The organism is Rhodococcus sp. AG1013 (assembly GCF_003350365.1).
GTDB lineage: Bacteria > Actinomycetota > Actinomycetes > Mycobacteriales > Mycobacteriaceae > Prescottella.
Genome location: NZ_QQAT01000024.1, coordinates 55098 through 78859, shown reverse-complemented (window position 1 = coordinate 78859; position 23762 = coordinate 55098). Strand labels below are relative to the sequence as shown.

At 66.4% G+C, this 23762-nt stretch carries 22 protein-coding genes and 1 tRNA gene; 20 read left to right on the top strand and 3 right to left on the bottom strand.

Annotated elements, in window-relative coordinates; genetic code table 11:
- Position 1 precedes the first annotated feature (1 nt).
- A tRNA-Cys gene (locus DEU38_RS28705) sits at positions 2-72 on the top strand.
- Positions 73-160: 88 nt separating this feature from the next.
- Positions 161-787 carry a non-canonical purine NTP pyrophosphatase gene (locus DEU38_RS23840; protein ID WP_114723854.1) on the top strand — a complete coding sequence of 209 codons (627 nt, stop codon included), beginning with the start codon at positions 161-163 and terminating at the stop codon, positions 785-787.
- Positions 788-953: 166 nt separating this feature from the next.
- Here DEU38_RS23840 and DEU38_RS23835 read toward each other — a convergent pair whose 3' ends face one another.
- Together DEU38_RS23835 and DEU38_RS23830 are read right to left on the bottom strand one after the other, a co-directional pair.
- On the bottom strand, positions 954-1694 hold the full coding sequence (locus DEU38_RS23835; protein WP_181818922.1) for an SDR family NAD(P)-dependent oxidoreductase: 741 nt from the start codon (positions 1692-1694) through the stop codon (positions 954-956).
- Positions 1695-1899: 205 nt separating this feature from the next.
- Positions 1900-2865 (bottom strand): IclR family transcriptional regulator, encoded by a 966-nt coding sequence (locus DEU38_RS23830; protein WP_147283582.1) that lies wholly within the window; start codon positions 2863-2865, stop codon positions 1900-1902.
- 10 nt (positions 2866-2875) lie between these two features.
- Here DEU38_RS23830 and DEU38_RS23825 point away from each other — a divergent pair, with 10 nt between their 5' ends.
- The 8 genes from DEU38_RS23825 to DEU38_RS23790 are packed head-to-tail and all read left to right on the top strand — an operon-like array spanning position 2876 to position 10994.
- Positions 2876-4162 (top strand): MFS transporter, encoded by a 1287-nt coding sequence (locus DEU38_RS23825; protein WP_114723851.1) that lies wholly within the window; start codon positions 2876-2878, stop codon positions 4160-4162.
- Positions 4163-4209: 47 nt separating this feature from the next.
- Complete coding sequence (locus DEU38_RS23820) at positions 4210-4407, top strand: tautomerase family protein (protein ID WP_114723850.1); 198 nt, start codon at positions 4210-4212, stop codon at positions 4405-4407.
- 34 nt (positions 4408-4441) lie between these two features.
- Positions 4442-5215, top strand: coding sequence for an alpha/beta fold hydrolase (locus tag DEU38_RS23815; protein ID WP_114723849.1), 774 nt, complete (start codon positions 4442-4444; stop codon positions 5213-5215).
- On the top strand, positions 5134-5916 hold the full coding sequence (locus DEU38_RS23810; protein ID WP_220181963.1) for an SDR family NAD(P)-dependent oxidoreductase: 783 nt from the start codon (positions 5134-5136) through the stop codon (positions 5914-5916). The genes DEU38_RS23815 and DEU38_RS23810 overlap by 82 nt, the downstream gene beginning before the upstream one ends.
- A gap of 45 nt (positions 5917-5961) precedes the next feature.
- Positions 5962-6792: an alpha/beta fold hydrolase gene (locus tag DEU38_RS23805; protein ID WP_114723847.1), complete on the top strand. Its 831-nt coding sequence runs from the start codon at positions 5962-5964 to the stop codon at positions 6790-6792.
- Complete coding sequence (locus DEU38_RS23800; protein WP_114723846.1) at positions 6789-8783, top strand: NAD(P)/FAD-dependent oxidoreductase; 1995 nt, start codon at positions 6789-6791, stop codon at positions 8781-8783. Before DEU38_RS23805 ends, DEU38_RS23800 begins: the two co-directional genes overlap by 4 nt.
- Positions 8780-9772 carry a PDR/VanB family oxidoreductase gene (locus tag DEU38_RS23795; protein ID WP_114723845.1) on the top strand — a complete coding sequence of 331 codons (993 nt, stop codon included), beginning with the start codon at positions 8780-8782 and terminating at the stop codon, positions 9770-9772. Before DEU38_RS23800 ends, DEU38_RS23795 begins: the two co-directional genes overlap by 4 nt.
- Before the next feature lie 22 nt (positions 9773-9794).
- Entirely contained in the window at positions 9795-10994 is a 1200-nt protein-coding gene (locus tag DEU38_RS23790; protein ID WP_114723844.1) for a cytochrome P450, read from the top strand.
- A gap of 130 nt (positions 10995-11124) precedes the next feature.
- Here DEU38_RS23790 and DEU38_RS23785 read toward each other — a convergent pair whose 3' ends face one another.
- Positions 11125-11580, bottom strand: a complete 456-nt coding sequence (locus tag DEU38_RS23785) for an Rrf2 family transcriptional regulator (protein ID WP_114723843.1) — start codon at positions 11578-11580, stop codon at positions 11125-11127.
- Positions 11581-11703: 123 nt separating this feature from the next.
- Here DEU38_RS23785 and DEU38_RS23780 point away from each other — a divergent pair, with 123 nt between their 5' ends.
- From DEU38_RS23780 to DEU38_RS23735, 10 genes are all read left to right on the top strand, one after another.
- On the top strand, positions 11704-12663 hold the full coding sequence (locus tag DEU38_RS23780; RefSeq protein ID WP_114723842.1) for a sterol desaturase family protein: 960 nt from the start codon (positions 11704-11706) through the stop codon (positions 12661-12663).
- A 146-nt stretch (positions 12664-12809) separates the two neighbouring features.
- The gene (locus tag DEU38_RS23775) at positions 12810-13958 is read left to right on the top strand and encodes a M20 family metallopeptidase (protein ID WP_114723878.1); all 1149 of its coding nucleotides are present in this window, start codon (positions 12810-12812) and stop codon (positions 13956-13958) included.
- Between the two features lie 24 nt (positions 13959-13982).
- Positions 13983-14192: a hypothetical protein gene (locus DEU38_RS23770; RefSeq protein WP_114723841.1), complete on the top strand. Its 210-nt coding sequence runs from the start codon at positions 13983-13985 to the stop codon at positions 14190-14192.
- Positions 14189-15646: a sodium:solute symporter gene (locus DEU38_RS23765; RefSeq protein ID WP_114723840.1), complete on the top strand. Its 1458-nt coding sequence runs from the start codon at positions 14189-14191 to the stop codon at positions 15644-15646. The genes DEU38_RS23770 and DEU38_RS23765 overlap by 4 nt, the downstream gene beginning before the upstream one ends.
- 135 nt (positions 15647-15781) lie before the next feature.
- Entirely contained in the window at positions 15782-16384 is a 603-nt protein-coding gene (locus DEU38_RS23760; protein ID WP_114723839.1) for a TetR/AcrR family transcriptional regulator, read from the top strand.
- 136 nt (positions 16385-16520) lie between these two features.
- Positions 16521-17744 carry a Glu/Leu/Phe/Val dehydrogenase dimerization domain-containing protein gene (locus DEU38_RS23755; RefSeq protein WP_114723838.1) on the top strand — a complete coding sequence of 408 codons (1224 nt, stop codon included), beginning with the start codon at positions 16521-16523 and terminating at the stop codon, positions 17742-17744.
- Between the two features lie 42 nt (positions 17745-17786).
- On the top strand, positions 17787-19835 hold the full coding sequence (locus DEU38_RS23750; RefSeq protein WP_114723837.1) for an acetate--CoA ligase family protein: 2049 nt from the start codon (positions 17787-17789) through the stop codon (positions 19833-19835).
- Positions 19836-19890: 55 nt separating this feature from the next.
- Entirely contained in the window at positions 19891-20697 is an 807-nt protein-coding gene (locus tag DEU38_RS23745) for an SDR family oxidoreductase (protein WP_114723836.1), read from the top strand.
- Position 20698: 1 nt separating this feature from the next.
- The gene (locus tag DEU38_RS23740) at positions 20699-22291 is read left to right on the top strand and encodes a thiamine pyrophosphate-binding protein (RefSeq protein ID WP_114723835.1); all 1593 of its coding nucleotides are present in this window, start codon (positions 20699-20701) and stop codon (positions 22289-22291) included.
- The gene (locus DEU38_RS23735; protein ID WP_114723834.1) at positions 22288-23703 is read left to right on the top strand and encodes an aldehyde dehydrogenase family protein; all 1416 of its coding nucleotides are present in this window, start codon (positions 22288-22290) and stop codon (positions 23701-23703) included. Before DEU38_RS23740 ends, DEU38_RS23735 begins: the two co-directional genes overlap by 4 nt.
- Positions 23704-23762 lie beyond the last annotated feature (59 nt).

Here is a 23762-nt window from a genome sequence, read left to right as displayed (position 1 = left end):
CGGTGGGGTGGCCGAATGGCCAGGTAGCGGTGCACAACACCGCGCATGCAGGTTCGAATCCTGCACCCACCTCGACGGGATACCGCACAGTGGGCTCGAACCCGCCGTGCGACACACCTGATGCATATCCAGACCCTTTGTCCGCCACCGGAGGTCGAGCATGGCCACACACAACACGTTCGTTCTCGCGACCCACAACGCAACCAAAGTCGCCGAGTACCGATTCATCGCAGAGTCGATGCTGCCGGGCTGGACGCCGGCCTCCTACGACGGTCCCGAGCCGGACGAGGACGGACTCAGTTTCCGCGACAACGCCCTCATCAAAGCACGCGTTGCCGCCGCACACTCCGGCCTTCCAGCTGTCGCCGACGATTCCGGATTGTGTGTGGACGTACTCGGAGGCGCGCCCGGCGTCTTCTCGGCCTACTGGGCGGGACACCGTAAGGACCACACCGCCAACCGTAATCTGCTACTCGACCAACTCTCAGGCGTCGCCGCACCGCACCGCACCGCACGATTTACTTCAGCGCTCGCGCTCGTCGCCCCCAGCGGTGCCGAATACGTTGCCACGGAACGCTGGTCGGGCCGACTGGCCCTCACGCCGGCAGGTGACGACGGATTCCCGTACGACTCGATCTTCGTCCCGGACGGCCAAACGCCCGGTCACGAGCGCACCGTAGCCGAATGGGACACCGAGGACAGATATCGGAGTTCACACCGGGCACGCGCGTTCAAAGCACTCGTTCCGGCTCTCGAAGCGCTGACCAACGTCCAAACGTGCCGATGAGCATGCCCGAGTGCTACGGGGGGACATGCTTCAGGTCTGACCGCACCGAATATCTCTCGCACGCAGTTGATCTCCACCTACCGAATGCGACTGCGCGAGGAATCCGCCAGCAGGCCGCAGCGCATCTCGGGCGGCCTTGTCCGTACTCGGAATCGACGCGACAACCTCAGCGAGAGCCTCCGACCGTAAGTCCTCCGTCTACCGGGATGCATGCTCCGGTGACGAACGAGGAGGCAGGCGAGAGCAACCATGCGACCAGTTCCGCAATCTCCGACGCTTGCCCCAGACGCCCCATCGGAGTCATAGCCCGCCTCGCCTGCTTGCCTTCGTCCGTCGCGTTCTCGAGAAGCATCGGCGTTTCGACGAATCCAGGGCAGGTGGCATTCACGCGAATACCCTTGCTCGAGCCTTCCAGTGCCGCAGCCTTTGTCAGTCCGACGGCACCGTGCTTGGACGCGACATACGCGGCGCCGTTGGAGACGCCGATCAAACCGGCGGCCGAGGCGTTGTTCACGATCGATGCCCCGCTTCGCAGGTGCCGCAGCTCATGCTTGAGGCAGAGAAACATGCCCACCAGGTTGACGTCGACGAGTTCACGGAAGTCGGCTACGTCCGTATCGGCGAGGGCCGTACCGAACGAGTAGGCCCCCGCGGCGGAAATCCCCGCGTTGTTGAAGGCCCCGTCGAGCCCTCCGAAAGCAGACATCGCATCGGCGATCATGCGTTCGACATCCGCCTCGTTCGAGATGTCCGCAACGAGCGCGACAGCTTCCCCACCGGAGGCGTTGATGTCGGCGGAGACCTTGGAGACGCTCTCGAGATTGCGATCGACGACTACAACTCGCGAGCCCCGGAGACCCAACAAGATTGCAGTCTCGCGTCCGATCCCGGACGCGGCCCCGGTCACGAGGAATCTACGCCCCGCGGACTCCCCCTCGACATGGCCCACCTCCGGACGGCTGAACTCTTGACCGATTGCAGCACTGGAACTTTGGCGAGAATCCGACATTCCATGAGGCTAGCAAGCCCGCGACATCGATCGCGCGTCTCGACGGAAAGTTTGATTCCGCCATGCGGAATGCCTTACTCCCCAAACCCTTCGACCCCCCGTATCAGCGGGAAACCTCGAGCACCCGGTGGGCATCAGCTGCGGCCGAAACAAGATGCGCACCAACCGCTTCCAAATCCGTCGTCTGCATCCGATAAATGGGCATGCAGACCGAGAGAGCCGCGATAGGCTTCCCACGATCATTGAGGACAGCCACCCCGACGCCGCCGACCTCTGCCCGAAAGCCTCCCCGATTCACCGCATATCCGGTCGACCGGACGTGCTGCAGCTCCTTGCGAACATCCGCCGGGTCGGTCAGCGACCGTTCGGTGTATCGGCGCAGCGGACCCGCCAGAACCCAGTCGACCGCGTCATCGGGCAGTGCCGCCAGCTGCGCAAGCCCCGGCGACACGCAGTGCGCGGGAGACCGGCTGCCGAGCGTGCTCACCGAGTGGACCGGCTTCGGCGAGACGAGCTGCTCGACATAGATGACGTACCTCCCCTGGAGCACGGTGAGGTGAATGGTCTCCTGCGTCTCGTCGTGGAGTTCATCCATGATCGGCCGGAGCCTGCTCCGAATGTCTTGCCCGACTTGAAGACCCGGCGCAAGGCTGAGCAATCCTGGCCCCAGTCGGTATCGCAGCTCGTCGTCCTTCTCCACCCATCCACGCTCGACAAGCGTCTTGGCCAGGCGAAATGCCGTCGTCTTGCCGACACCGAGGCGGTCCGCCAGCTGGGTGACAGTGAGTCCGTTGTTCTCCGCCAGGAGCTCCAGGAGTGACAGCGCCCGATTGACGGAGCCGAGCGTGTCCGTTGCGCGCGATTCGACCATGGAATCACCATAACGGAACCAACGACGGAAGATTCGTTTCGCAATGCGGAACGCTCGTTGAGCATTAAGGAACCACATGTCTATGGTGCAGATCACGTCACAGCCGTGACGACCACTCGGCCAGGAGGCAGCTTTGGAGAATTTCCAGGACAGTGCCCGCAGAAAGCAGGTTCGCTCTGCGGGGATCGCTTCGATCACCGGATGGGCGATGGATCTCTACGATCTGACGATCATCCTCTACCTCGCCCCTACTATCGGGCCGCTTCTGTTCCCCGCCCACAACGCGACGCTCCAACTGACGTTCGTCTACGCATCTTTCGCGGTGACTCTCCTCTTCCGCCCGCTCGGTTCTGCGCTGTTCGGCGCCTACGCCGATCGCAACGGGCGCAAGCAAGCGATGATGTTCGCGATTCTGGGTGTCGGGCTGTCGACCGCGTGCATGGGAGCGGTGCCGACATACGCGACCATCGGATTTGCTGCTCCGATCCTCTTCCTCGCCTTGCGCATCGTGCAGGGGGTGTTCGTCGGCGGCGTCGTCGCTTCGACCCACACGCTCGGAACCGAAACTGTCGCACCGGAACATCGCGGGCTGATGTCAGGTTTGGTCGCCGGCGGCGGCGCCGGGGCCGGTGCCGTGGTCGCTTCGATCGTGTACTTCGTCGTTTCGGCCGTCGTTCCCAGCGAGGACTTCGGCGTCTACGGATGGCGCGTGATGTTCTTCACCGGCCTTCTGACTGCGGCCTTCAGCTTCTACATCTACCGACGCACCGAGGAATCGCCTCTGTGGCATGGGAAGTCGTCGGGACCGGCAGTCCGAAAGTCGCCTCTTCGAGTCATCTTCGGGCCGCGCTACCGCAAGACGACGTTGCTCAACATCGCCCTCGCCGCGGGCGGAGCAACCGCGTACTACCTCACGGTTGGCTTCTTCCCGACCTTCTTCGGCGCGAACCTCGGGATCGGCAAGACGACCTCGGCCATGATCCTGATCGTCGCCAACGTGGGGGTCATCGCGGGCGGAGCCCTGGGCGGGCACCTCAGCGACCGGATCGGCCGGCGGGCGGTCTTCCTCTGGTTCGGCGTGCCCAACGTCGCACTTCTACCCTTGCTCTACCTCTGGCTCGCATCCCTGAGCTCGGGCTCGATCGCCCTGGTCACCGTCATATCGACCGCGATGGCTGTGATCGTCATGGCTGGCTCCGCACCGGTACTGATCTTCCTCAACGAACGCTTCCCCACCGAGATTCGCGCGACGGGCACCGGGCTGAGCTGGAACATCGGCTTCGCGATCGGTGGAATCATGCCCGCGATCGTGACGGCCGTCAGCCCGAGCGTCAGCGACATCCCGGTCCGCCTGGCCATCGCCATCACGGTCGCCGCGATTGTCTTCCTCCTGGCGGCACTCAGCGTGCGTGAGACCCGCCATCTCGGCCTCGGCGAGCACGATCAGGCCGAGCCTTCGGAAGCCGCCGTGGCTGCGGCCCACGACCGAGCCTGACACCGGCCGATTCACCAACCGTCACCATCGAAGTGCAGGAGCAGGAAATGCCCATCATCAATGTCAATCACGCCAGCCCACTGACCGCGGAACAGATCGAAGCACTGATGGAGGGCCTGACCGAGGTCTACACGTCGGTCACCAAGGCGAATCCCGCGGCGGTCCACGTACTGGTCCAGCAGGTCCCCACGGAACGCTGGGCTGTCGGAGGCGAAAGCCTGTCCAGGCGCAACGCGAAGTCTTGACGAGCCCCGTTCTGCTGTATCAGGAAAGGACAGAATGGAACTCGCGGAAACTGTCGCACCCCACTCCGATCGACCGACGGTTGTTCTGCTGCACAGCCTCGGCACGGACCACCGGCTCTGGCGCCATCAAATCAGCTCCCTGACAACACACTACGATCTGTCGACGCCGGACAGCCGGGGACACGGCAAGTCCTCGGAGACCGGAGCGATCAACCTCGATGCCTGGTCCGATGACCTCTACCGGGTCGTCAAGGAGCGCGGTCCCGTGCACCTGGTCGGACTGTCCATGGGTGGGCTGCAGGCGATCGCCTTTGCCGCAAAGCACCCCGACCTGGTCCGTAGCGTCACCATCGCCAACTCGTTCGCGCGACTCCCGATCGACGTCGCCGACGCCCGCGTCAACGGCTCCACGGAGTCGATCACTCGCAACGGCATGGCCGCATTCGCAAAGGAGTACCTCGACCAAACACTCACACAGCCACTCGACAGCTCCGACTACGCCGCCCTCTACGACGCGATTTCCGCGATGACCCCCGAGTCGTACCTCGCGTCTGCGGTGGCGACGTTCCGCGCCGACGTGGTTCCCCTACTCGACTCGATCACCTGCCCCGCGCTCGTTGTCACAGGCGAACTCGACGCCAAGATTCCGAGCGAACGCACGGCCGAGATCATCGGCGGCATCGCCCACGCCGAGCATGAGATCGTTCCCCGCGCCGGCCACCTGTCGTGCATCGAGAACCCCGCCCACTTCAATGCGGTGATCACGTCCTTCCTCGCGCGCGTCGACGAGCGCGCCACCATCGACTAGAAAGCATGCGCATGACCACAACGATCATTACCGGAGGCGCCAGCGGCATCGGCCGAGCTGTCGTCGACGAACTGCGCAACGACGGACATCGCACAATCGTCATCGATATCGCCGAACCCCCAGCCGACGGGTTCACCGACCTCTACATCCGGGCAGACCTCAGCTCGTCGGAAGGCATCTCGACTGTCCTCGAATCACTTGCCGGACAGGAGATAGACAACCTCGTCCATTGCGCCGCCATGGGACAATGGTCATCGTTCCGCGATACCCCCCGGGATGCCTGGGAGCGCATCCTGCGCACAAACCTCGAGGGAACGATCGCCATCACCCAAGCAGTCGTACCTCTGATGCCGCGGGGATCGCGGATCGTGCTCTTCGCCTCCGGCACCGTGTTCAAGGGCGCCAGGAACCTCTTCGCATACGTCGCGTCGAAGGCCGGCGTGATCGGCTTCGCGCGCTGCCTGGCAGATGAACTCGGCGATGACGAGATCACGGTCAACGTCGTCAGCCCGGGCATCACAGCGACACCGATGATCACGGACATGGCCCACACCGAAGAGAACAACATCGCCAGCCGCTCGATCAAGCGACGGGCATACCCGGAGGACATCGTCGGCCCGGTGAAGTTCCTGCTCGGCCCCGGTGCGGCCTTCGTCACCGGCCAGACGATCTGTGTCGACGGCGGCTCGGTCAAGAACTGACGGCCCCTGCAAATCTCGATCTTCGCTAGAGAACGGAAACCAACCATGTACGAGAAGAAGTCACTCATCGCCGACGGGTTCCACACCACCTACATCGAGGCCGGCAACCCCGACAAGGACACGATCGTCCTGATCCACGACGGCGGTTTCGGGTCCACCGCCGAACTGTGCTGGTCCGAGATGATCCCGCACCTCACCGATCGTTTCCACGTTCTCGCCCCCGACCTGCTCGGATGGGGTGGAACCGACAAGGCGGTCTTCCTCGACCGGCCGCCGTTCGCGCCCCGGGTGAAGCACATCGCGGCGTTCTGCCAGGAACTCGGAGTGGACCGGGCTCACTTCGTCGGGGCCTCCTTCGGTGGGTCGATGGTCATGCGCGCAATCACCGATCCCACGAGCCCGTGGCCGGTCGACCGCGCGGTGAGCATCTCCGGAACGGGCGGACCGTACCGGCTGCCCGAGGGCATCGCCGCCCTGGCCGACTACACGCCCAGCCTCGAGGATGCCGCCCGAATGACCGGATACATGGTGCGGAGTCTGGACGGAATGGACGAGCACATCCGACAGCGGTTCGAGAACAGCCTCATTCCCGGGCACTGGGAAGCGATGGCCGCGCCTCGACTGAGCAACCCGTCGGTCGAGCGAACCCAGATCGCCGACCCGTTCCTCGATCTCTTGGCCGCGACACAGATCCCGGTGCTGCTCGTCGAGGGCACGCGTGACGAACTCCTCGAGTCGGGATGGTCGAAGAAGCTCGCCGATCTCACCCCGATGGCACGCGCAGCGGAACTCGACTACGCGCACGAACCCAACATCGATGCACCCGCCGAGACCGCCGGCCTCATCGTCGACTTCCTCACCGGAGGTCTCGAATGACCCCCACCACCTTCACCACGGACGAAGCGCACCCGCGCGAGGTCGCTCGGCCCGGGCACTACGACGCCTGCCTGCCGATCGTCGAGGACGACGACTTCCTCGAGCAGGCGGTACAAAGTGCGGAACTTCCGGCTCTACTTGCCGCCCTGGCACTGGCGAATGCCGATCCGTCGTTGCTTGCCGACGAGCTTCGGCCTCCGCTGCCTCCGATGGACTCGGTGATCGCTCCACAAGGGGGAATGTCCACCGAGGCCCAGAAGTCGGCCCGCAGGGTCGCTGCCAACGCCCTCAAGGCCTTTCGTGACCGAGGATCCGTCCCGGCGGCGCAGCCTTCCGAGGAATCTCTCGCACACATCATGCGCTTCCTGACCAAGGACGCGAGCGACGACTACCTGCCCCTGCTGCGACACGAACTGGGAATCCCGAACGACTACGGTGCCCCGGCCTGGAAGAAGTCGGAGGTTGCCCCCGACATCGATTTCAGCGTGGCTATCATCGGCGCCGGAATCTCCGGCATGGCCGCCGCACACCGGCTGCAGCAGGCCGGGATCGAGTACGTGGTGTTCGAGAAGAACACCGAGGTCGGCGGCACCTGGTGGGAGAACGTCTACCCCGGTTGTCGACTCGACACCCCGAACTTCGCCTACAGCTACTCGTTCGCGCAGAAAGCCGACTGGCCGCAGCAGTTCTCCACGCGGGACGAGATCGAGACCTATCTGCAGGACGTGGCAACCACGTTCGACCTGCGACCCAACGTCGAGTTCGGGACCGAAGTGACTTCCCTGTCGTTCGACGACGACAGCGGAACCTGGACCGTTACCACCGAGACCGCGGACGGAATCCGCGGAATCCGGCGGGTGAACGCCGTGATTACCGCTGTCGGACAGCTCAATCGGCCCAATATTCCTCAGATCCCCGGGCTCGACTCGTTCGCGGGACGTTGCTTCCACTCGTCGCAGTGGGACACGTCGGTGGATCTGAGCGGACTGAGGGTAGCCGTGGTCGGGACCGGCGCGAGCGCGTACCAGATCGTTCCCTCGATCGCCGGCACCGTGCAGCATCTGAGCGTCTTCCAACGGAATGCCCCGTGGATGCTCCCCACGCCCGGCTACCTCGCGGATATCCCTGCCGGCATGGCCTGGCTGCTGCGCCATGTCCCGCACTACGGGCGGTGGTATCGCTTCTGGCAGTTCTGGATTGCCGCAGAAGGGCGTCTGCCTTTCGTCGAAGCAGATCCCGACTGGACAGAAGAGGGCAGCACCTCGGCAAACAATGCCGAGCTACGCCGTCAGTTGCTGACCCACCTCAGCAGACAGCTCGAGGGTCATCCGGACCTCCTGGAGAAGATGACGCCGAAGTACCCACCGGGCGCCAAGCGCATGCTTCGCGACAACGGCATGTGGGCAACGACGCTCATGCAATCGCATGTCGATCTCGTCACCGACGGAATCGAGGCCGTCACTCCGGCGGGGATCCGCACGGTCGACGGCGTCCTGCACGAGGTCGACGTCATCGTCTTCGCAACCGGATTTCGGGCTTCCGACTACCTCGAACCGATCACCATCACCGGGCGCGGCGGGAAGGACCTCCACGAATCGTGGGGCGGCGACGCACGGGCGTACATGGGTATCACGGTCCCGTCCTTTCCGAATCTCTTCATGCTCATGGGCCCGAACACCGGTGTCGTCGTCAATGGCAGCGCCCTGTACATGGCCGAGTGTGCGGCCGAGTACACCGTCGAGTGTCTCGGCGAACTCCTCCGTGCACGGAAGCAGAACATCGAGCCGCACGCCGAAGCGATGGACGAATTCTGTGACCGGGTCGACGCGGGAAATCGTCTCCGCACCTGGGGGGTTGCCGACGTACACACCTGGTACCGCAACCGATTCGGCCGCGCCACGCAGGTCTGGCCGTTCTCACTGCTCGAGTTCTACCAGCTGACGCGGACACCGGATCTGTCGGCATTCGACCTAACGGGCGACTTCCGATGAACACGGCCGATGTGAGCAGTGCCGGCAGTTCAGCGTCCCTGCTGACCGGCCCGACGCTGGCTGCGTTGCGCGTGGAATCCCGCGAGGAGGTTTCCGCCGATGTCGTGTCGCTGACGCTGGCCGATCCTCTCGGCCGGCGCCTCACACCGTGGACACCCGGATCGCACATCGATCTGATCCTGCCCAACGGTATGTCGCGCCAGTACTCACTCTGCGGAAACCGCTGGGATACATACCGTTACCGGATCGCTGTGCTGAACGAGCCTGATGGACGCGGTGGGTCGCGATGGATTCACGAGAACGTCCGCGAAGGCGACGTGCTCGGCTACGGCGGGCCGAGGAACCACTTCCCCCTGGTTCCCGCCGACCGCTACTTGTTCATTGCCGGCGGCATCGGTATCACGCCGATGATCCCGATGATCGATCAAGCAGAGCGGACCGACCGCCCGTGGCGCCTGGTGTACGGGGGCCGCAGTCGGCAGTCGATGGCATTTTTCGACGATCTCGAGAGATTGGGGGATCACGTGCACTTTGCGCCCCAGGACGAGGTCGGCCTCCTCGATCTCGACGCGATCCTGGCCGATGAGGGTCCAGGAACGAAGGTCTACTGCTGTGGGCCGGCCGGACTGCTGGAAGCGGTCGAAGCTGCCTGCCGACACCTGCCGCCGTACACACTGCACACAGAGCGGTTCACGGCATCGGCAGCAGAATCGTCACAGGATCGACCGTTCACACTCCGACTCACCCGATCGGGCACCGACATCGATGTTCCTCCCGGGGTGAGCGCCCTCGACGCACTCGCCGGAGCGGGAATCGGAATCCTCTCGTCCTGCCGCCAGGGAACGTGCGGAACCTGCGAGGTCACCGTGGTCGACGGAGTACCCGATCACCGTGACAGCGTGCTCAGTGAAGTCGACCGACAGGCGGGCGACTGCATGATTTCGTGTGTCTCGCGAGCACAGACCGAGCGCCTCGTCCTCGACTTGTAAACCCAGTAGATCGGACCATGTGATGCCAGCACAGCTTGCACCAGTTACAGAACTGGATATCGACCCTTTCGCGCTCGAGAATCTCCTCGACCGATCACGGGTACAGCAGGAGATCCGGGAGACCGCGCCGGTCGTCTACCTCAACGCCTACGGCGTGTACGCCACCGGACGCTACGACACGATCCGCGAGGTGTTCGCCGACTGGCCCACCTACCAAGTGGGCGCCGGCGTGGGTCTCGCCAATTTTCACACCGAAAAGCCCTGGCGCCCGAAGGCAAATCCGACGGAGACCGACCCTCCCGAGCACGATGCTCCCCGAAGGGTACTCACCGACGTACTCGGCATGAGAGCGCTGCGGCGGCTGCGCGAGCACTGGCTCGAGGAGGCCGAGGAGGTCGTCGATCGGGTTCTCGCTCGCGGCCCGGAGGTCGATGCCATGAAGGACTTGGCCTCTGCGTTTCCCTTGAAGGTCTTCCCCGACGCCGTCGGTCTTCCACCCGAGAACCGGGACAACCTCCTCGCCTACGGCGATCTGGTCTTCAATGCCTTCGGGCCCCAGAACGAGCATTTCCACCGCGGGGCCGCTCGGCTGTCCGAGCTCTCCCAATGGGTCGCCACTCTCTGCGAGCGCGAGAGCCTGAGCCCGGACGGATTCGGCGCCAGGATCTGGGAGGCATCCGACCGAGGGGAACTGACGGCCGACCAGGCCCCACTCGTCGTTCGTTCCCTCCTGTCGGCCGGCATCGACACCACCGTCCACGGTGTCGCCGCCATCCTCCACGCCTTCGCCACACATCCGGACGAATGGCAGCGACTGCGCAGCGAACCCCAGCTGGTCCGTCGAGCTTTCGACGAAGCCGTCCGCTGGGCGTCACCTCTCCAGTTCGTCTTCCACACAACGGCGAAGGCTGTCGAACTCGAAGGCGTCCAACTCGGAAAGCACAGCAAGATCTTGCTCGTGATCGGCGCCGGCAACACGGACCCGCGGCGATGGGAGGACGGTGACCGTTTCACACTCACGCGCGACCCCTCCGGCCACCTCGGATTCGGGATGGGTCTTCACCAGTGCGTCGGCCAACATGTCGCGCGGCTCGAGGCGGAAGCGCTCCTGACCGTCCTGGCCGAGAAGGTGAAGACGATCGAATTGGCCGGCGTCCCCGAGAGGGGCGTGAACAACACGCTGCAAACGTGGAAGACGCTTCCGGTGCGGCTCTCGGCCTGAGCCACGGCATCGCTGCCGATACGGCGATGACATGGGCGGCATCGGCCCGTCCCTCTGCACCGCGGCTCCGGACCGGACAACTCGCCCGTCCGGCACGGAGCCGCGGGACGATCTCTGGTGGCCTGGCGACTCAGCGCCGCCGCCACGCCCCGGGATCCGCGGTGAGATCGTCGACGAATGCGGGCAGCGCCCCGGCCGCGACGTCGGCGATCGTGACGCCCTCGAGCACGGACCGTAGGTTCACCCGGACCGCGATCCACACCTGCTGCAGCGGCTCGGCCGGGCCGTCGTAGGTGACGTCCTCGGGGCGCTCGCCACGCACCGACGCCAGCGGCCCCTCGACGGTACGGATGACGTCGGCGACGGTGATCTCCTCGGCCGGTCGGGCCAGCCAGTAGCCGCCGTCGGGACCGCGGCGGCTGTTGACGAGGCCGCCGCGACGTAGGTCGGCGAGCACGGCCTCGAGGAACTTGTGGGGAATGGACTGGGCGCCGGCCAGGAACTCGGCCTTCGCGGGCGTGGGCCCGACGGCCGCCAGTTCGACGAGCGTGCGGACGGCGTAGTCGACTCGCGCGGTGATATGCACTGGCACCCCCTGGTCGATCCCCACCGTCTCGGTAGGGAATCCTACCGATCCCTGACCGGACGGTGACCCAGGTCACTCCACGCGGTAGATTTCCCGACAGGTGCGCGACAGCCTGGAGGACACATGTGGGAGACCCTCACCACCGCGTGGGGTTCGCTGCTCGAACCGCTCGGCGACCCGGTGACCCTGGCGATACCGGCCTTCCTCGTCTTCCTGGGGCTGGAGTGGTTCGCGGCCCGCAAGCTCGAGGCCGCCGACGTCCGCGACGGTCGCGCGTTCCCGCCTACCGCGGGCTACGAGTTCCGCGACGCGCGGGCGTCGATCTCGATGGGCCTGGTCTCGATCGCGACGACGGCCTTCTGGAAGTTCCTCGCCCTCATCGGATACTCCGCGATCTGGGTGTATCTCGCGCCGTGGCACGTGCCGGCGAACGCCTGGTACACGTGGGTGATCCTGCTGGTCGGCATCGATCTGCTGTACTACACGTATCACCGCATGGCGCACCGGATCCGGCTGATCTGGGCGACTCATCAGGCGCACCATTCGAGCGAGTACTTCAACTTTTCCACCGCGCTGCGTCAGAAGTGGAACAACAGTGGCGAGATCCTGATGTGGATTCCGTTGCCGCTGATCGGCATTCCGCCGTGGATGATCTTCGTCGGGTTCTCGGTGAATCTGGTGTACCAGTTCTTCGTGCACACCGAGCGGGTCGGGAAGTTGCCGAGACTGCTCGAGTTCGTGTTCAACACCCCGTCGCACCACCGCGTGCACCACGGCTGCGATCCCGAATACCTGGACCGCAATTACGGCGGGATCCTCATCGTGTGGGACCGCATGTTCGGCACGTTCCAGGCCGAGAAGCAGCGCCCCACCTACGGTCTGACGAAACCGGTCGGCACCTACGACATATGGAGGCTGCAGACCCACGAGTACGCGGCGATCGCCCGCGACGTCCGTGCGGCCGCGTCGTGGCGCGACCGCCTGGGCTACACGTTCGGCCCGCCCGGATGGGCGCCGTCGGGCGCGGTCGAGCCCCAACCGAAAACTGACCGCTCGGTCGCCCCCGAGAGCACGGGCCCCTGACGACTCGGAACGCCCACGATCCCACGGCTTTCCGCACCCGCCCTCGTGCCGAGTTTCAAGATTTATTCGCGCAATCCATTGACGCGAGTGTGAGTGGCGTCTCATACTCTGACTGATCAATTAGTCAGTAAGGAGACATCGTGGACCTGAAGGAAGCCGTCCGGCACCACATCGGGCGAGCCGAGCAGTCCGCCGTCGAACTCAGTCATCGCATCCACGCCCATCCGGAGATCGGCTTCGAGGAAGTCCGCGCCTCCCACTGGGTCGGCGACGCGCTGTCGGAAGCAGGGTTCACGGTGAACCCCGATGTAGCCGGAATGCCCACTGCGCTCGCGGCCACCGCCGGCAGTGGCCCCCTGGTCATCGGCATCTGCGCCGAGTACGACGCGCTGCCCGGTATCGGTCATGCGTGCGGGCACAACGTCATCGCGGGGGCGGCAGTCGCCGCCGCGTCCGGGCTTGCCCCGATCGCCGATGATCTCGGAATCACGGTCAAGGTGTTCGGAACCCCCGCCGAGGAGAACGGGGGCGGCAAGGTACGCATGCTCGAGGCCGGAGTGTTCGACGGCACCCACGCCGCGATGATGATTCACCCGTCCACGGTCGACCAGGTGTACACGAACGCACTCGCCATCGGCGACATCCTCGTTGACTTCACTGGACGGAACGCGCACGCCTCGGCGGCACCGTACGAGGGGGTGAACGCCGGCGACGCCGTCACGCTCGCCCAGGTCGCCGTAGGCCTTCTCCGGCAGCAGTTCCGCCCCGGAGACCAGATCCACGGCATCGTGACGAACGGTGGTGAAGCTCCGAACATCATTCCTGCGAAAGCCGGTGCGCACTACTACATTCGAGCATCCGATCTCGATGCGCTGAAGGCACTCGAAGAACGCGTACAACGCTGCTTCGAGGCCGCCGCACTCGCCACAGGGTGCGAACTCACCACCTCGCACACCTCCCCCGACTACTCCGAGTTCCGCAACGACACCGCACTCGCCGGACTGTACGAGCGAAATGCGGTGCGACTCGGCCGGTCATTCGCCCCGGTAGAAGAAGCACATTCGCCGCTCGGCTCGACCGATATGGGCAACGTGTCGCGGGTGATCCCCGCGATCCACCCGAATGTCGCTCTCGACTGCGGAGCATCCGTGAACCATCAGCCCGAGTTCGCAGCGCACTGCGCCGGCCCGTCGGCCGACCGTGCGCTCGTGGACGGGGCCACGGCGATGGCCTGGACCATCGTCGACATCGCCACAGACCCGACGCTGCGCGAGCAGTTCATTTCGGGACGCTGACCTCACCCCCCCAAGGCGGTTCTCATGCGAAAGTACTGGATAGTCGGATCTATTCCGTTCATCCTCATATTCCTGGTCACGTGGCTCCCCCAGATCAACGGGCCCCACGTGTGGTTTGGATCCCCATCCCTGTTCCTCTGGGTCACGCTCGTCAGCAGTGTCGGCGTCTCCGGAGTCCTCGCCTACTTCGAATACACCCGGAAAGACCTCGACGAGGACGGGAGTGAGGCATGAACGTCACGTTGACGATCGGAATTCTCGGCATCGTCCTGATCGCGGCGATCGGATTCTGGGGGCGACGTCAGCCCGTGAAGGACATGGGCGAGTGGGCGGTCGCGGGTCGCCGTTTCGGTGTCATGACGACCTGGATCCTCCAGGCGGGAGAAACCTTCACAACCTTCACCTTCCTCGGAACGGTCGGGCTGGTCGTCTCGCTCGGAGCCTCGGCGTTCTACTGCATTCCGTACATCCCGCTGGCCTACATCGTCATGTACTGGATCGCACCGAAGCTGTGGCGGCAGGCGAAGGCGTCCGGCTACGTCACCCAATCCGATTTCCTCCGCGGCAACTACGACAGCCCCGCTCTCGGACTGCTGTCCGCGGTGTTCGGGATCGTGTTCCTGCTCCCGTACCTCCAGTTGCAGATCACGGGGCTCGGCCTGATCGTCAAGGCCGCCACCGGCGGAGCTTTCGACGGAAAGCTCAGCAGCATAGTCGCTTTCGTTCTCGTCATCGCCTTCGTACTGTGGTCCGGCCTGCACGGTGTCGCCCGCACGTCCTACTTCAAGGACGTGCTGATGATCATCGTGATGCTCGTGATCAGCGTCGCGATCCCGATGCACTTCAACGGCGGGATCGACTTCGGAATGAGCACCATCGCCGCCGAGATGCCGCAACTGCTCTACGTCCAGAACGGCACATACGGCACCTGGTGGTTCATCACGAGCATGGCGATCAGCATGATCGGCGTCATGTTCTACGCGCTGCCGCACAACTGGCCGGCCGTCATGGCCAGCAACAGCGAGAGGGCGGTTCGCCGGAATCTCATCTACTTGCCGATCTACAGCGCACTGGCCAGCATCCCGATGCTTCTGGGGTACACGGCGATCGTCGCGTTCGGCATCGATCAGGACGGCGACTCCGCGATGCTGCAGATGGCATCGGAAGCGTTGCCGCCGTGGGCGATGGGAGTCGTGTTGACCGCCGCGGCAGCCACGGCGATGGTTCCGTCCGCTGCACTTCTGATCGCGATCGCGCCCCTGGCGGTCAACAACGTCTTCATGATCAAGGATGAGAAGAAGAAGTTCGCCGTCAACCAGATCGTCGTGGTGGTGTTCGGACTCGCCGCCCTCGTCCTGGCGCTGTCGATGCCGAACCTCCTGGGCAACATGCTGCTACTGACCTTCAGCGGCTCGACCCAGGTGGTCCCCGCGATCGCTGCGGTGCTCCTGCTCAAGCGCAAGCTGGACAAGGCATCGGTCATCGCAGGGCTGTGTGCGGGCGTCTTCGTGGTGATCCTGTTCACCTTCTCACCGATCCACGGTCCGGATATCAACACCGGGATCAGCGGTCTGGTCGTGAATATCCTCGTGATCACGCTGGTGGAAACCGCGCTCCGACTGTCACGCTCGGCGCGGGTCCGTACGGAGGCGTTCCCGGACGACACCTCCATGACCGCGAGGGTCTGATCATCCAATCCTCGGGAACGACGCGTGCCGGGCAGCTCTGGACGAGCTGCCCGGCACGCCCCGTTTCCGCGTGTCGTCGCACGCCCGCACGGACAGCCGTCCACCCGCCCGGCCCGGTGCAGTAGCTTGACCAGTGTGTCGAAGCAGACGAAGCAGCGGAAAGAAACCCAGGATCGACGTAACGAGATCCTGTCCACCACACTCGACTTGATCACCGAGTCGGGGATCGATCGGCTGCGCGCTGCGGACATCGCCAAGGAACTGGGGATCAGCACCGCGCTGATCTTCTACCACTTCAAGACGCTCGAGAACGTGGTCGTCAGCGCATTCGAACTCGCCGCCGAGAACGACCTCGACAACCTCGACAACGTCCTGGCAAACACCGACGGCGACATCGAGACCCGGCTGCGCGCCGTCCTGTACGAGTACGGCCCCACCGGCCGGGCCGTCGGCTGGCGGCTATGGATCGAGACCTGGTCCGCGTGTCTGCGCCAGCCTGCGCTGCGCGACGTCACGCACCGCCTCGATCTCCGCTGGCGTGAAGTCGTGGCCGACCTGATCCGCGCCGGGGTGGCGGCCGGCGACTTCCGCACCGAGGATCCGCAGGGTGCGGCCTGGCGGCTGACCGCCCTGCTCGACGGGCTCGCGGTCCAGCTGGTCGCGCTCGACGGCGGAGTCTCGAAGAAGGATGCGGCCGAGTGGATGGATCAGGCCATCCGCTCCGAGCTGGGGATCTGATCCGCACGGCCACCGCCAGGCCTTCACGTTCGGTGGGCCACCGGGACTGACCTGAAATGAACCCTTGACGTGACCGACCCCACTCTCGCATACTGACTGAGCAATCAGTTAGTAGCTGAGAGAACAGGAACGCTCCATGTCCTTGACCCTTCCGAACGCCATCGGCTCGACCGATGCCAACCGCACCGACGACCCGTTCTTCGAGGCAATCTGGCGCGATACCGAAAGCGAGGCAACGGGATACCTGGTCATCGACCGGCTCGTCCGCGGTATCTCCAGCGGCGGCCTGCGAATGCGTGCCGGCTGCACCCTCAACGAGGTCCGCGGGCTCGCACGCGGAATGACCCTCAAGGAAGCGATCCACTTCGAGGACGGCGCCCACTACGTCCCGCTCGGCGGCGCCAAGGGCGGCATCGACTTCGACCCGTACCACCCCGACGCCGACAGCGTGCTGCGCCGCTACCTCGAGGCCATGGCTCCGCTCATCGAGCAGCGCTGGAACATGGGCGAGGACTTCGGGATTCGGCAGGACGCCGTCGACGCCGCACTCGCCGAGATCGGAGTCGAGAGCTCCGTCCAGGCCGCGCACCGCGTCATCGACGACGCCGCCGCGGCGGCCGCCCGCATGAAGACGGCGTTCACCACGGTGGTCGACGGGGTCTCGCTCGACGAACTGGTCGGCGGCTACGGCGTCGCCGAGGCTGCTCTCGCCGCCATGGCGCGTCAGGGCCTCGATCCCGCGGCATCGCGGGCCGTGGTGCAGGGCTTCGGATCCATGGGCGGCGCCACGGCGCGCTACCTCGCGAAGGCCGGCGTGCGCATCGTCGGCATTGCCGACGTGCACGGAGTGGTCGCGAACCCGAACGGCCTCGACGTCGAGAAGCTCCTCCTGACGCGTGATGCGACGGGTGGGGTCGACCGCACGCAGCTGGCGGACGGCGACACGGAACTCAGCTCCTCCCAGTGGCTTTCGATCGGTGCGGAGGTCCTGATCCCGGCCGCGACGTCGTACTGCATCGACGATTCCAACCAGGCCGAGGTGCGTGCCGCCCTCGTCGTCGAAGCCGCCAACATGCCGATCACTCCGAGCGCCGAGGAGTCCCTCGTCGCCAGGGGCGTCGTGGTCTCGCCCGACTTCGTGGCCAACTCGGCGACCAACGCCTGGTGGTGGTGGGTGTTCTTCGGAGACATCGACGGCAGCGCCGAGCCCTCCTTCCAGAAGATCAGCAATCGGATGCGCGCACTGAGCGACCAGATGTTCGACTATGCCGATCGGCACGGAATCAGCGCTCGGGCCGCCGCATTCGCGCTGGCTTCGGACAAGTTGACCGAACTGACCCGGCAGTTCCCCACCTACTGATCCCCACTCGTACGCACGCGATCTCGCCCAGGAGCTGTTGCCATGGCATCCACACCGTCGCCGACGACCGGCACCGATCTGAGGGTCTTCAGCGACCCCGCGTCGGTGGCCGTCGTCGGGTCCACCGCCGATCCCGCCAAGTGGGGCTACTGGCTCACTCGGGGCGCCCTGACCGGGCGTCATCGTCGTCAGGTGCACCTCGTCAACCGGGCGAGGGCGGAGATCCTGGGTGAAGCAAGCTACGGCAGTCTCAGTGAGCTGCCGGATGTACCGGAACTCGTGGCCCTGTGCGTGCCCGCGGCACACATCGGAGCGGTGGTCGACGAGGGCCTCGCGCTCGGCGTCCGCGGCTTCCTGGGCATCACGGCCGGCGTTCCGGACGAGCCCGACATCGCCGCCCGGATCCACGCCGGCGGGGCCAGGTTGGTCGGCATGAACAGCCTCGGCCTCTACGACAGCGCGACCGAACTGTGCCTGGCCTGGGGACAGTTCACCCCCGGGCCGATCGCGGTGGTCTCGCAGAGCGGCCAGGTGGGCTCCGAGATCGCGTTGCTCGCCGCCCGCGCCGGGCTCGGGATCTCCCGGTTCGTCTCGATCGGCAACCAGACCGACGTGCGGGCCGCGGAGCTGCTCGACGCGCTCGCCACCGACGAGTCCACCCGCGTGGTCGCCCTCTATCTCGAGTCGTTCGCGGGCGGCTTGGAGATCGTCGACGCGATCGGCCGACTCCGGCAGGCCGGCAAGCACACCGTCGTACTGACCGTCGGCGGGAGTGAGGCCAGCACCCGCCTGGCCCGCTCTCACACCGGCTCGCTCACGTCGAGCACCGACGTCGTCGACGCCGCGTTGCGGGTCGCGGGCGCCGTCCGGGTCGCCACCCCCACCGAACTCGTCGACCTCGCTCGGTTCCTCCTCTCGAGCGCGCTGCCGGGAGGCGGCCGGGTGGCCATCGTCGGCGACAGCGGAGGCCAGACCGGCATCGCGGCGGACGTCACGGCGCACGCCGGGCTGCAGGTTCCCGAGTTCTCGCTCGACCTGGAATCGGCTCTCGCGAGACAACTCCCGTCCGGAGCGGCGTGCAGCAACCCGGTCGACCTCGCCGGGGCGGGCGAGCGCGACCTGGCGTCCTACTCCGACGTCGTCTCCCTGCTGCTCGCGTCCGACGAGGTGGACGCCGTCGTGCTCACCGGGTACTTCGGCACCTACGGCGCGGACACCCCGTCGCTCGCCGACCGTGAGCTCGAGATCGTACGCGCCCTGGGCACGGCGGCCTCGGTGTCCGGCAAGCCGCTGCTGGTGCACACCATGGTCGACGGCAACGCCGCCACCGAGGAGATGGCCGCCCGGTCGGTCCCGACCTACCCGGCGATCGACGCCACGGTCCGCGCGCTCGCGCACGGTGTCCGGCTGGCCGAGGCCGGACGCGAGCAGCACCACCCGACACAACGCACCGACACCCTCGATGCTGGGTATCTGGGAGCACAGAAACTTCTGGGCGACATCGGAATCCGATTTCCCGGGAGCGTACCGGTGCGCGGGCACGACGACCTCGCGGTCGCGACCGCGCGGCTCACACCACCGTACGTCCTCAAGGCCGCCTGGCTCGAGCACAAGAGCGAGGTCGGCGGTGTCCGGGTCAACCTGCCCGACGCCGCCACACTGGCCGCCGCATTCGATGCCATGCGCGCCGCCCTGGGTGACGGCGACTACGTGGTCGAGGAACTCGACACCCGCCCACACACGGTGGAGATCCTGCTCGGTGCCCGGCGCGACCCCGACCTGGGCGCGGTGGTCGTCGTCGGCGCCGGCGGCACCGAGGCGGAGGTGTACCGGGATGTCGCCGTCGAGTCGGCCCCTGTCGATGCCGGCACGGCCCGGCAGATGCTCGAGCGCCTCACCTGCTTCCCGCTCTTGCAGGGCTGGCGCGGACGGCCGGCGGTCGACATCGCGGGCCTCGCCGCCGCGGTTGCCGCGGTGTCCCAACTCGCCGCCGCGCACCCGAGCATCGCCGAGATCGAGATCAACCCGCTTCGGGTCGGCCCTGACGGGGTCCTCGCCGTCGACGCGCTCGTCATCGAGCAGCAGCACTGACCCATCACTGACCGACCCATCCCGTATCCCTCCCCCGTACACCAAGGAACGATTCATGACTGCACCTGACATCAGAGCCGAGTTCGCCGACCGCGTGGCGGTCGTCACCGGCGGCGGATCCGGGATCGGCCGGGCCGTCGCGGTGCGCTGGGCGGCCGCCGGCGGCACCGTCGCCGTGATGGGACGCCGCGAAGACGCCCTCCACGAGACCGTCGCCCTCGCCGAGCAGGCCGGCGGCAAGGGCATCGCACTGCCCTGCGACGTGCGCGATGCCGCCGCCGTCGACGCGGCGATCGACTCGATAGTGGAACGGACCGGACGGCTCGACGCGCTGGTCAACAACGCCGCGGGCAATTTCGTGGTGCCGGGCGAGAACCTGTCTCCGAACGGCTGGAAGGCCGTCATCGACATCGTGCTCAACGGAACCTTCTACTGCACCCGGGCCGCGTCCCGCCACATGCTCGCCGCCGGCTCCGGGTCGATCCTCAGCGTGATCGCCACCTACGCCTGGCACGGCCACCCCGGCACCGTCCACAGTGCCGCCGCCAAGGCCGGCGTCGTCGCGATGACGCGCACGCTCGCGGTCGAGTGGGCTGCGCGAGGCGTTCGCCTCAACTGCATCGCCCCGGGTCCGACCGAGACCGCCGGCGCCGGGGCCGCGCTGTGGCCCACGGAGGAGGCGCGCAGTCAGGTGCTCTCGAGCGTCCCCGCCGGGCGTTTCACCACGCCCGACGAGGTGGCCGAGTCCGCCGCCTACCTGCTCTCCGAGCGGGCCGCGTACGTGACGGGCGACGTCCTCGTCGTCGACGGCGGCCAGTGGCTGGGCAAGGCCATCTACACCGATCCGACGAAGGGTGCGTGACATGCAGAGCACAGTTCGCACCGGCGGGCAGGCGCTCGTCGACGCCCTGGCTCGACACGGCGTCGACGTGGTATTCGGGATTCCGGGCACGCACAATCTGTCGATCTACGCCGCTCTCGCCGAGTCCGGCATCGAACACGTCTCACCGCGTCACGAGCAGGGCGCGGGATACGGTGCCGACGGGTACGCCCGCGTCAGCGGTCGCCCCGGGGTCTGTATCACGACCACCGGTCCCGCCATCCTGAACGCGGCAGCTGCTGCGGCGCAGGCATACTCGGATTCGGTGCCGGTCCTGTTCGTTGCGCCCGGCCTGCCGCTCGGTCACCCGAGCAACGGCAACGGCTACCTGCACGAGGTCCGGGACCAGTTTCGCGCGATGGACTCCATCGTCGGTCACGCACAACGCGTCACGAGCGTCGCGGAGATCCCTCTCGCCGTTGCGCAGTGCTTCGCCGCTATGGCAACCGGACGTCCGCGTCCCGCATACCTCGAGATTCCTCTCGATCTGCTCGACGAAAGCGCCCCCGTGATTCCCGTCGCGCCGGTGAGCCCCTCCATCATCACACCGGCACCATCGCTCCTCGACGAGGCTCGGGCATTGCTGGGCCGTTCCGAGCAGCCACTGTTGATCGTCGGTGGCGGTGCAGCGGGGGCCGCGTCCGAGGTTCGTGCGTTCGCCGAACTGCTGGGCGCACCGGTGATCACGACCGCGAACGGAAAAGGCACACTGGAGGAATTGCATCCGCTCGCCCTCGGTGCGGGACTGCAGCACCCGTCGGTCGCGAAACTGGTGGCCGACAGCGACCTGGTGATTGCGGTGGGCACCGAGCTCGCTCCCTCGGACTGGTGGTGGGGGCCGATCGCCGACACCACGCTGATCCGGATCGATGTCGACCCCACCTCGGTCGCAACCAATGCGCGGCCAACCGTTGCCATCGTCGGCGACGCCGCGGAATCCCTCGCTGCGTTGACGGCCGCGTACACGGGAGCTCCGCGGGACGGTGCCGCGCGAGCACAACTGTGGCGCGAGCGGCTGCAGGCGGATGCGCGCGACGAGGGGGCTCGCTACGTGCGGCTGTGCAGGTCGCTCGATGCGGTGCTCGACGACACCGCCGTGCTGGCCGCCGACAGTGCAATGGCCTGTTACTACGGAGCGCTGTCGAACCTTCCGCTGCACCGGCCGCGGTCCTTCCTCTACCCCACCGGGCTCGGCACCCTCGGCTACGGCCTGCCCGCGGCAATCGGAGCGAAAGTCGGTGCACCGGAGCGGCAGGTGGTTGCGATGCTGGGTGACGGCGGGGTGATGTTCACGATCGCCGAGCTCGCCGCGGCGGCCGAGGCCCGGCTGCCGATCCCCGTGGTGATCGTCGACAACGGCGGCTATGGGGAGATCCGCAACGAGATGGTCGACCGCGACGACCGGGTCCACGCCGTCGACCTCGGCACCCCCGACTTCCCCGCGCTGGCTCGCGCTCTCGGCTGCTACGGGGTAGCTGTCGGGTCCTCGGAGGAAGTGGGTCCCGCGGTCGCGGCCGCCCTCACTGCGGACCGTCCGACCCTGATCCATGTGCGCGAGGAAGAGGTGGAGCAGTGACGACATCGTGGATACGTGACGCGGTCCTGATCGACAACGAGTGGCGCCGCTGCCCGACCGTCTCCGACGTGTACAACCCGGCGACGGAGGAGGTCGTCGGCAGCGCCGCGACAGCATCGATCGCCGATGTCGATGCGGCGGTGCGGTCCGCACGGAACGCGGGGAAGGACTGGGGCCGAACCGATACCGGCACCCGCGCCGACCTGTTGGACGCCCTCCATGCTCAGTTGGTCTCCGGGCGCGATCGTCTCGTGGCCGCCACGGTCGCGGAGGTGGGCGCCCCGGTGACCGTCGCGGAGGCCTCGCACGTCGACCTGGCGATCGAGATCATCGCATCGTTCGCCGACATCGCCCGACGGATGCCGGCACACGACACGATCGGCAACTCGACCATCCTACGGCGCCCGGCCGGCGTGGTCGGCTGCATCACGCCCTGGAACTACCCTCTGTACCAACTGGCGGCGAAGGTCGGCGCGGCGCTGGCCGCCGGGTGCACCACGGTCGTCAAGCCTGCCGAGCTCACCCCGCTCTCGACGTACCTGTTCTGCGACGCTCTACTCGAGGCCGGAATGCCTTCGGGTGTCGTCAATCTCGTTCCCGGGCGCGGATCGGTCGTCGGTGCCGCCATCGTCGAGCATCCCGGCGTGGACGTGGTCTCGTTCACCGGTTCGACGACGGTGGGCCGCCAGGTGGGGCGGGTGGCGGGTGAGCAACTCAAGCGTGCGTGCCTGGAACTGGGAGGCAAGTCGGCCAGCGTGGTCCTCGACGACGCCGACCTGTCGAGTGCGGTCGTCGGCTCGGTCGAAGCTGCGATGCTCAACAGCGGGCAGACGTGCAGCGCCTGGACCCGGCTGTTGGTTCCGCGGCAGCGGTACGCCGAGGCCGTCGAGATGGCGGCGGCCCATTCCGAGGCGATGACCGTGGGCGACCCGCTCGATCGCAACACCCAACTGGGGCCGGTGATCTCCGGTCAGCAGCGGGCCGCGATTGCGGACTCGGTCGAGCGCGCACTCGCCCGTGGCGCTCGATTGGCTGCCGGTGGCACTCAGACGATTTCGGACCGCGGACACTACCTTCGCCCCACGGTCCTGGCCGACGTCGACCGGGCGGACCCGGTTGCCCGGGAGGAGATCTTCGGCCCGGTGCTTGTGGTCCTTCCCCACGACGGCGACGACGACGCGATCGAAACGGCCAACGACAGCGAGTACGGACTTGCCGGCGCAGTCTGGTCGGCGGACCGCGATCGCGCGCTGGCGGTGGCCGGTCGCATGGACACCGGTCAGGTCGACGTCAACGGTGCCGATTTCAATCCGCTGGCCCCCTTCGGCGGTTGGAAGAACTCCGGCCTCGGTCGAGAGTTGGGCCGCGTCGGCATCGACGAATACACCGAACTGACGGCTGTCCAACTCTGACGACGGACCGCCGACTCCCCTGATTCCCCCTCAGCAACGCACACCTTCACCAACGCCGA

Excerpts from the sequence above, each read along its gene's own strand:
- DEU38_RS23815 (WP_114723849.1), top strand. The coding sequence starts at position 4,442 with ATGGAACTCGCGGAAACTGTCGCACCCCACTCCGATCGACCGACGGTT.
- DEU38_RS23840 (WP_114723854.1), top strand. The coding sequence starts at position 161 with ATGGCCACACACAACACGTTCGTTCTCGCGACCCACAACGCAACCAAA.
- DEU38_RS23805 (WP_114723847.1), top strand. The coding sequence starts at position 5,962 with ATGTACGAGAAGAAGTCACTCATCGCCGACGGGTTCCACACCACCTAC.
- DEU38_RS23790 (WP_114723844.1), top strand. The coding sequence starts at position 9,795 with ATGCCAGCACAGCTTGCACCAGTTACAGAACTGGATATCGACCCTTTC.
- DEU38_RS23750 (WP_114723837.1), top strand. The coding sequence starts at position 17,787 with ATGGCATCCACACCGTCGCCGACGACCGGCACCGATCTGAGGGTCTTC.
- DEU38_RS23780 (WP_114723842.1), top strand. The coding sequence starts at position 11,704 with ATGTGGGAGACCCTCACCACCGCGTGGGGTTCGCTGCTCGAACCGCTC.
- DEU38_RS23800 (WP_114723846.1), top strand. The coding sequence starts at position 6,789 with ATGACCCCCACCACCTTCACCACGGACGAAGCGCACCCGCGCGAGGTC.
- DEU38_RS23765 (WP_114723840.1), top strand. The coding sequence starts at position 14,189 with ATGAACGTCACGTTGACGATCGGAATTCTCGGCATCGTCCTGATCGCG.
- DEU38_RS23820 (WP_114723850.1), top strand. The coding sequence starts at position 4,210 with ATGCCCATCATCAATGTCAATCACGCCAGCCCACTGACCGCGGAACAG.
- DEU38_RS23795 (WP_114723845.1), top strand. The coding sequence starts at position 8,780 with ATGAACACGGCCGATGTGAGCAGTGCCGGCAGTTCAGCGTCCCTGCTG.
- DEU38_RS23770 (WP_114723841.1), top strand. The coding sequence starts at position 13,983 with ATGCGAAAGTACTGGATAGTCGGATCTATTCCGTTCATCCTCATATTC.
- DEU38_RS23825 (WP_114723851.1), top strand. The coding sequence starts at position 2,876 with ATGGATCTCTACGATCTGACGATCATCCTCTACCTCGCCCCTACTATC.
- DEU38_RS23755 (WP_114723838.1), top strand. The coding sequence starts at position 16,521 with ATGTCCTTGACCCTTCCGAACGCCATCGGCTCGACCGATGCCAACCGC.
- DEU38_RS23740 (WP_114723835.1), top strand. The coding sequence starts at position 20,699 with ATGCAGAGCACAGTTCGCACCGGCGGGCAGGCGCTCGTCGACGCCCTG.
- DEU38_RS23745 (WP_114723836.1), top strand. The coding sequence starts at position 19,891 with ATGACTGCACCTGACATCAGAGCCGAGTTCGCCGACCGCGTGGCGGTC.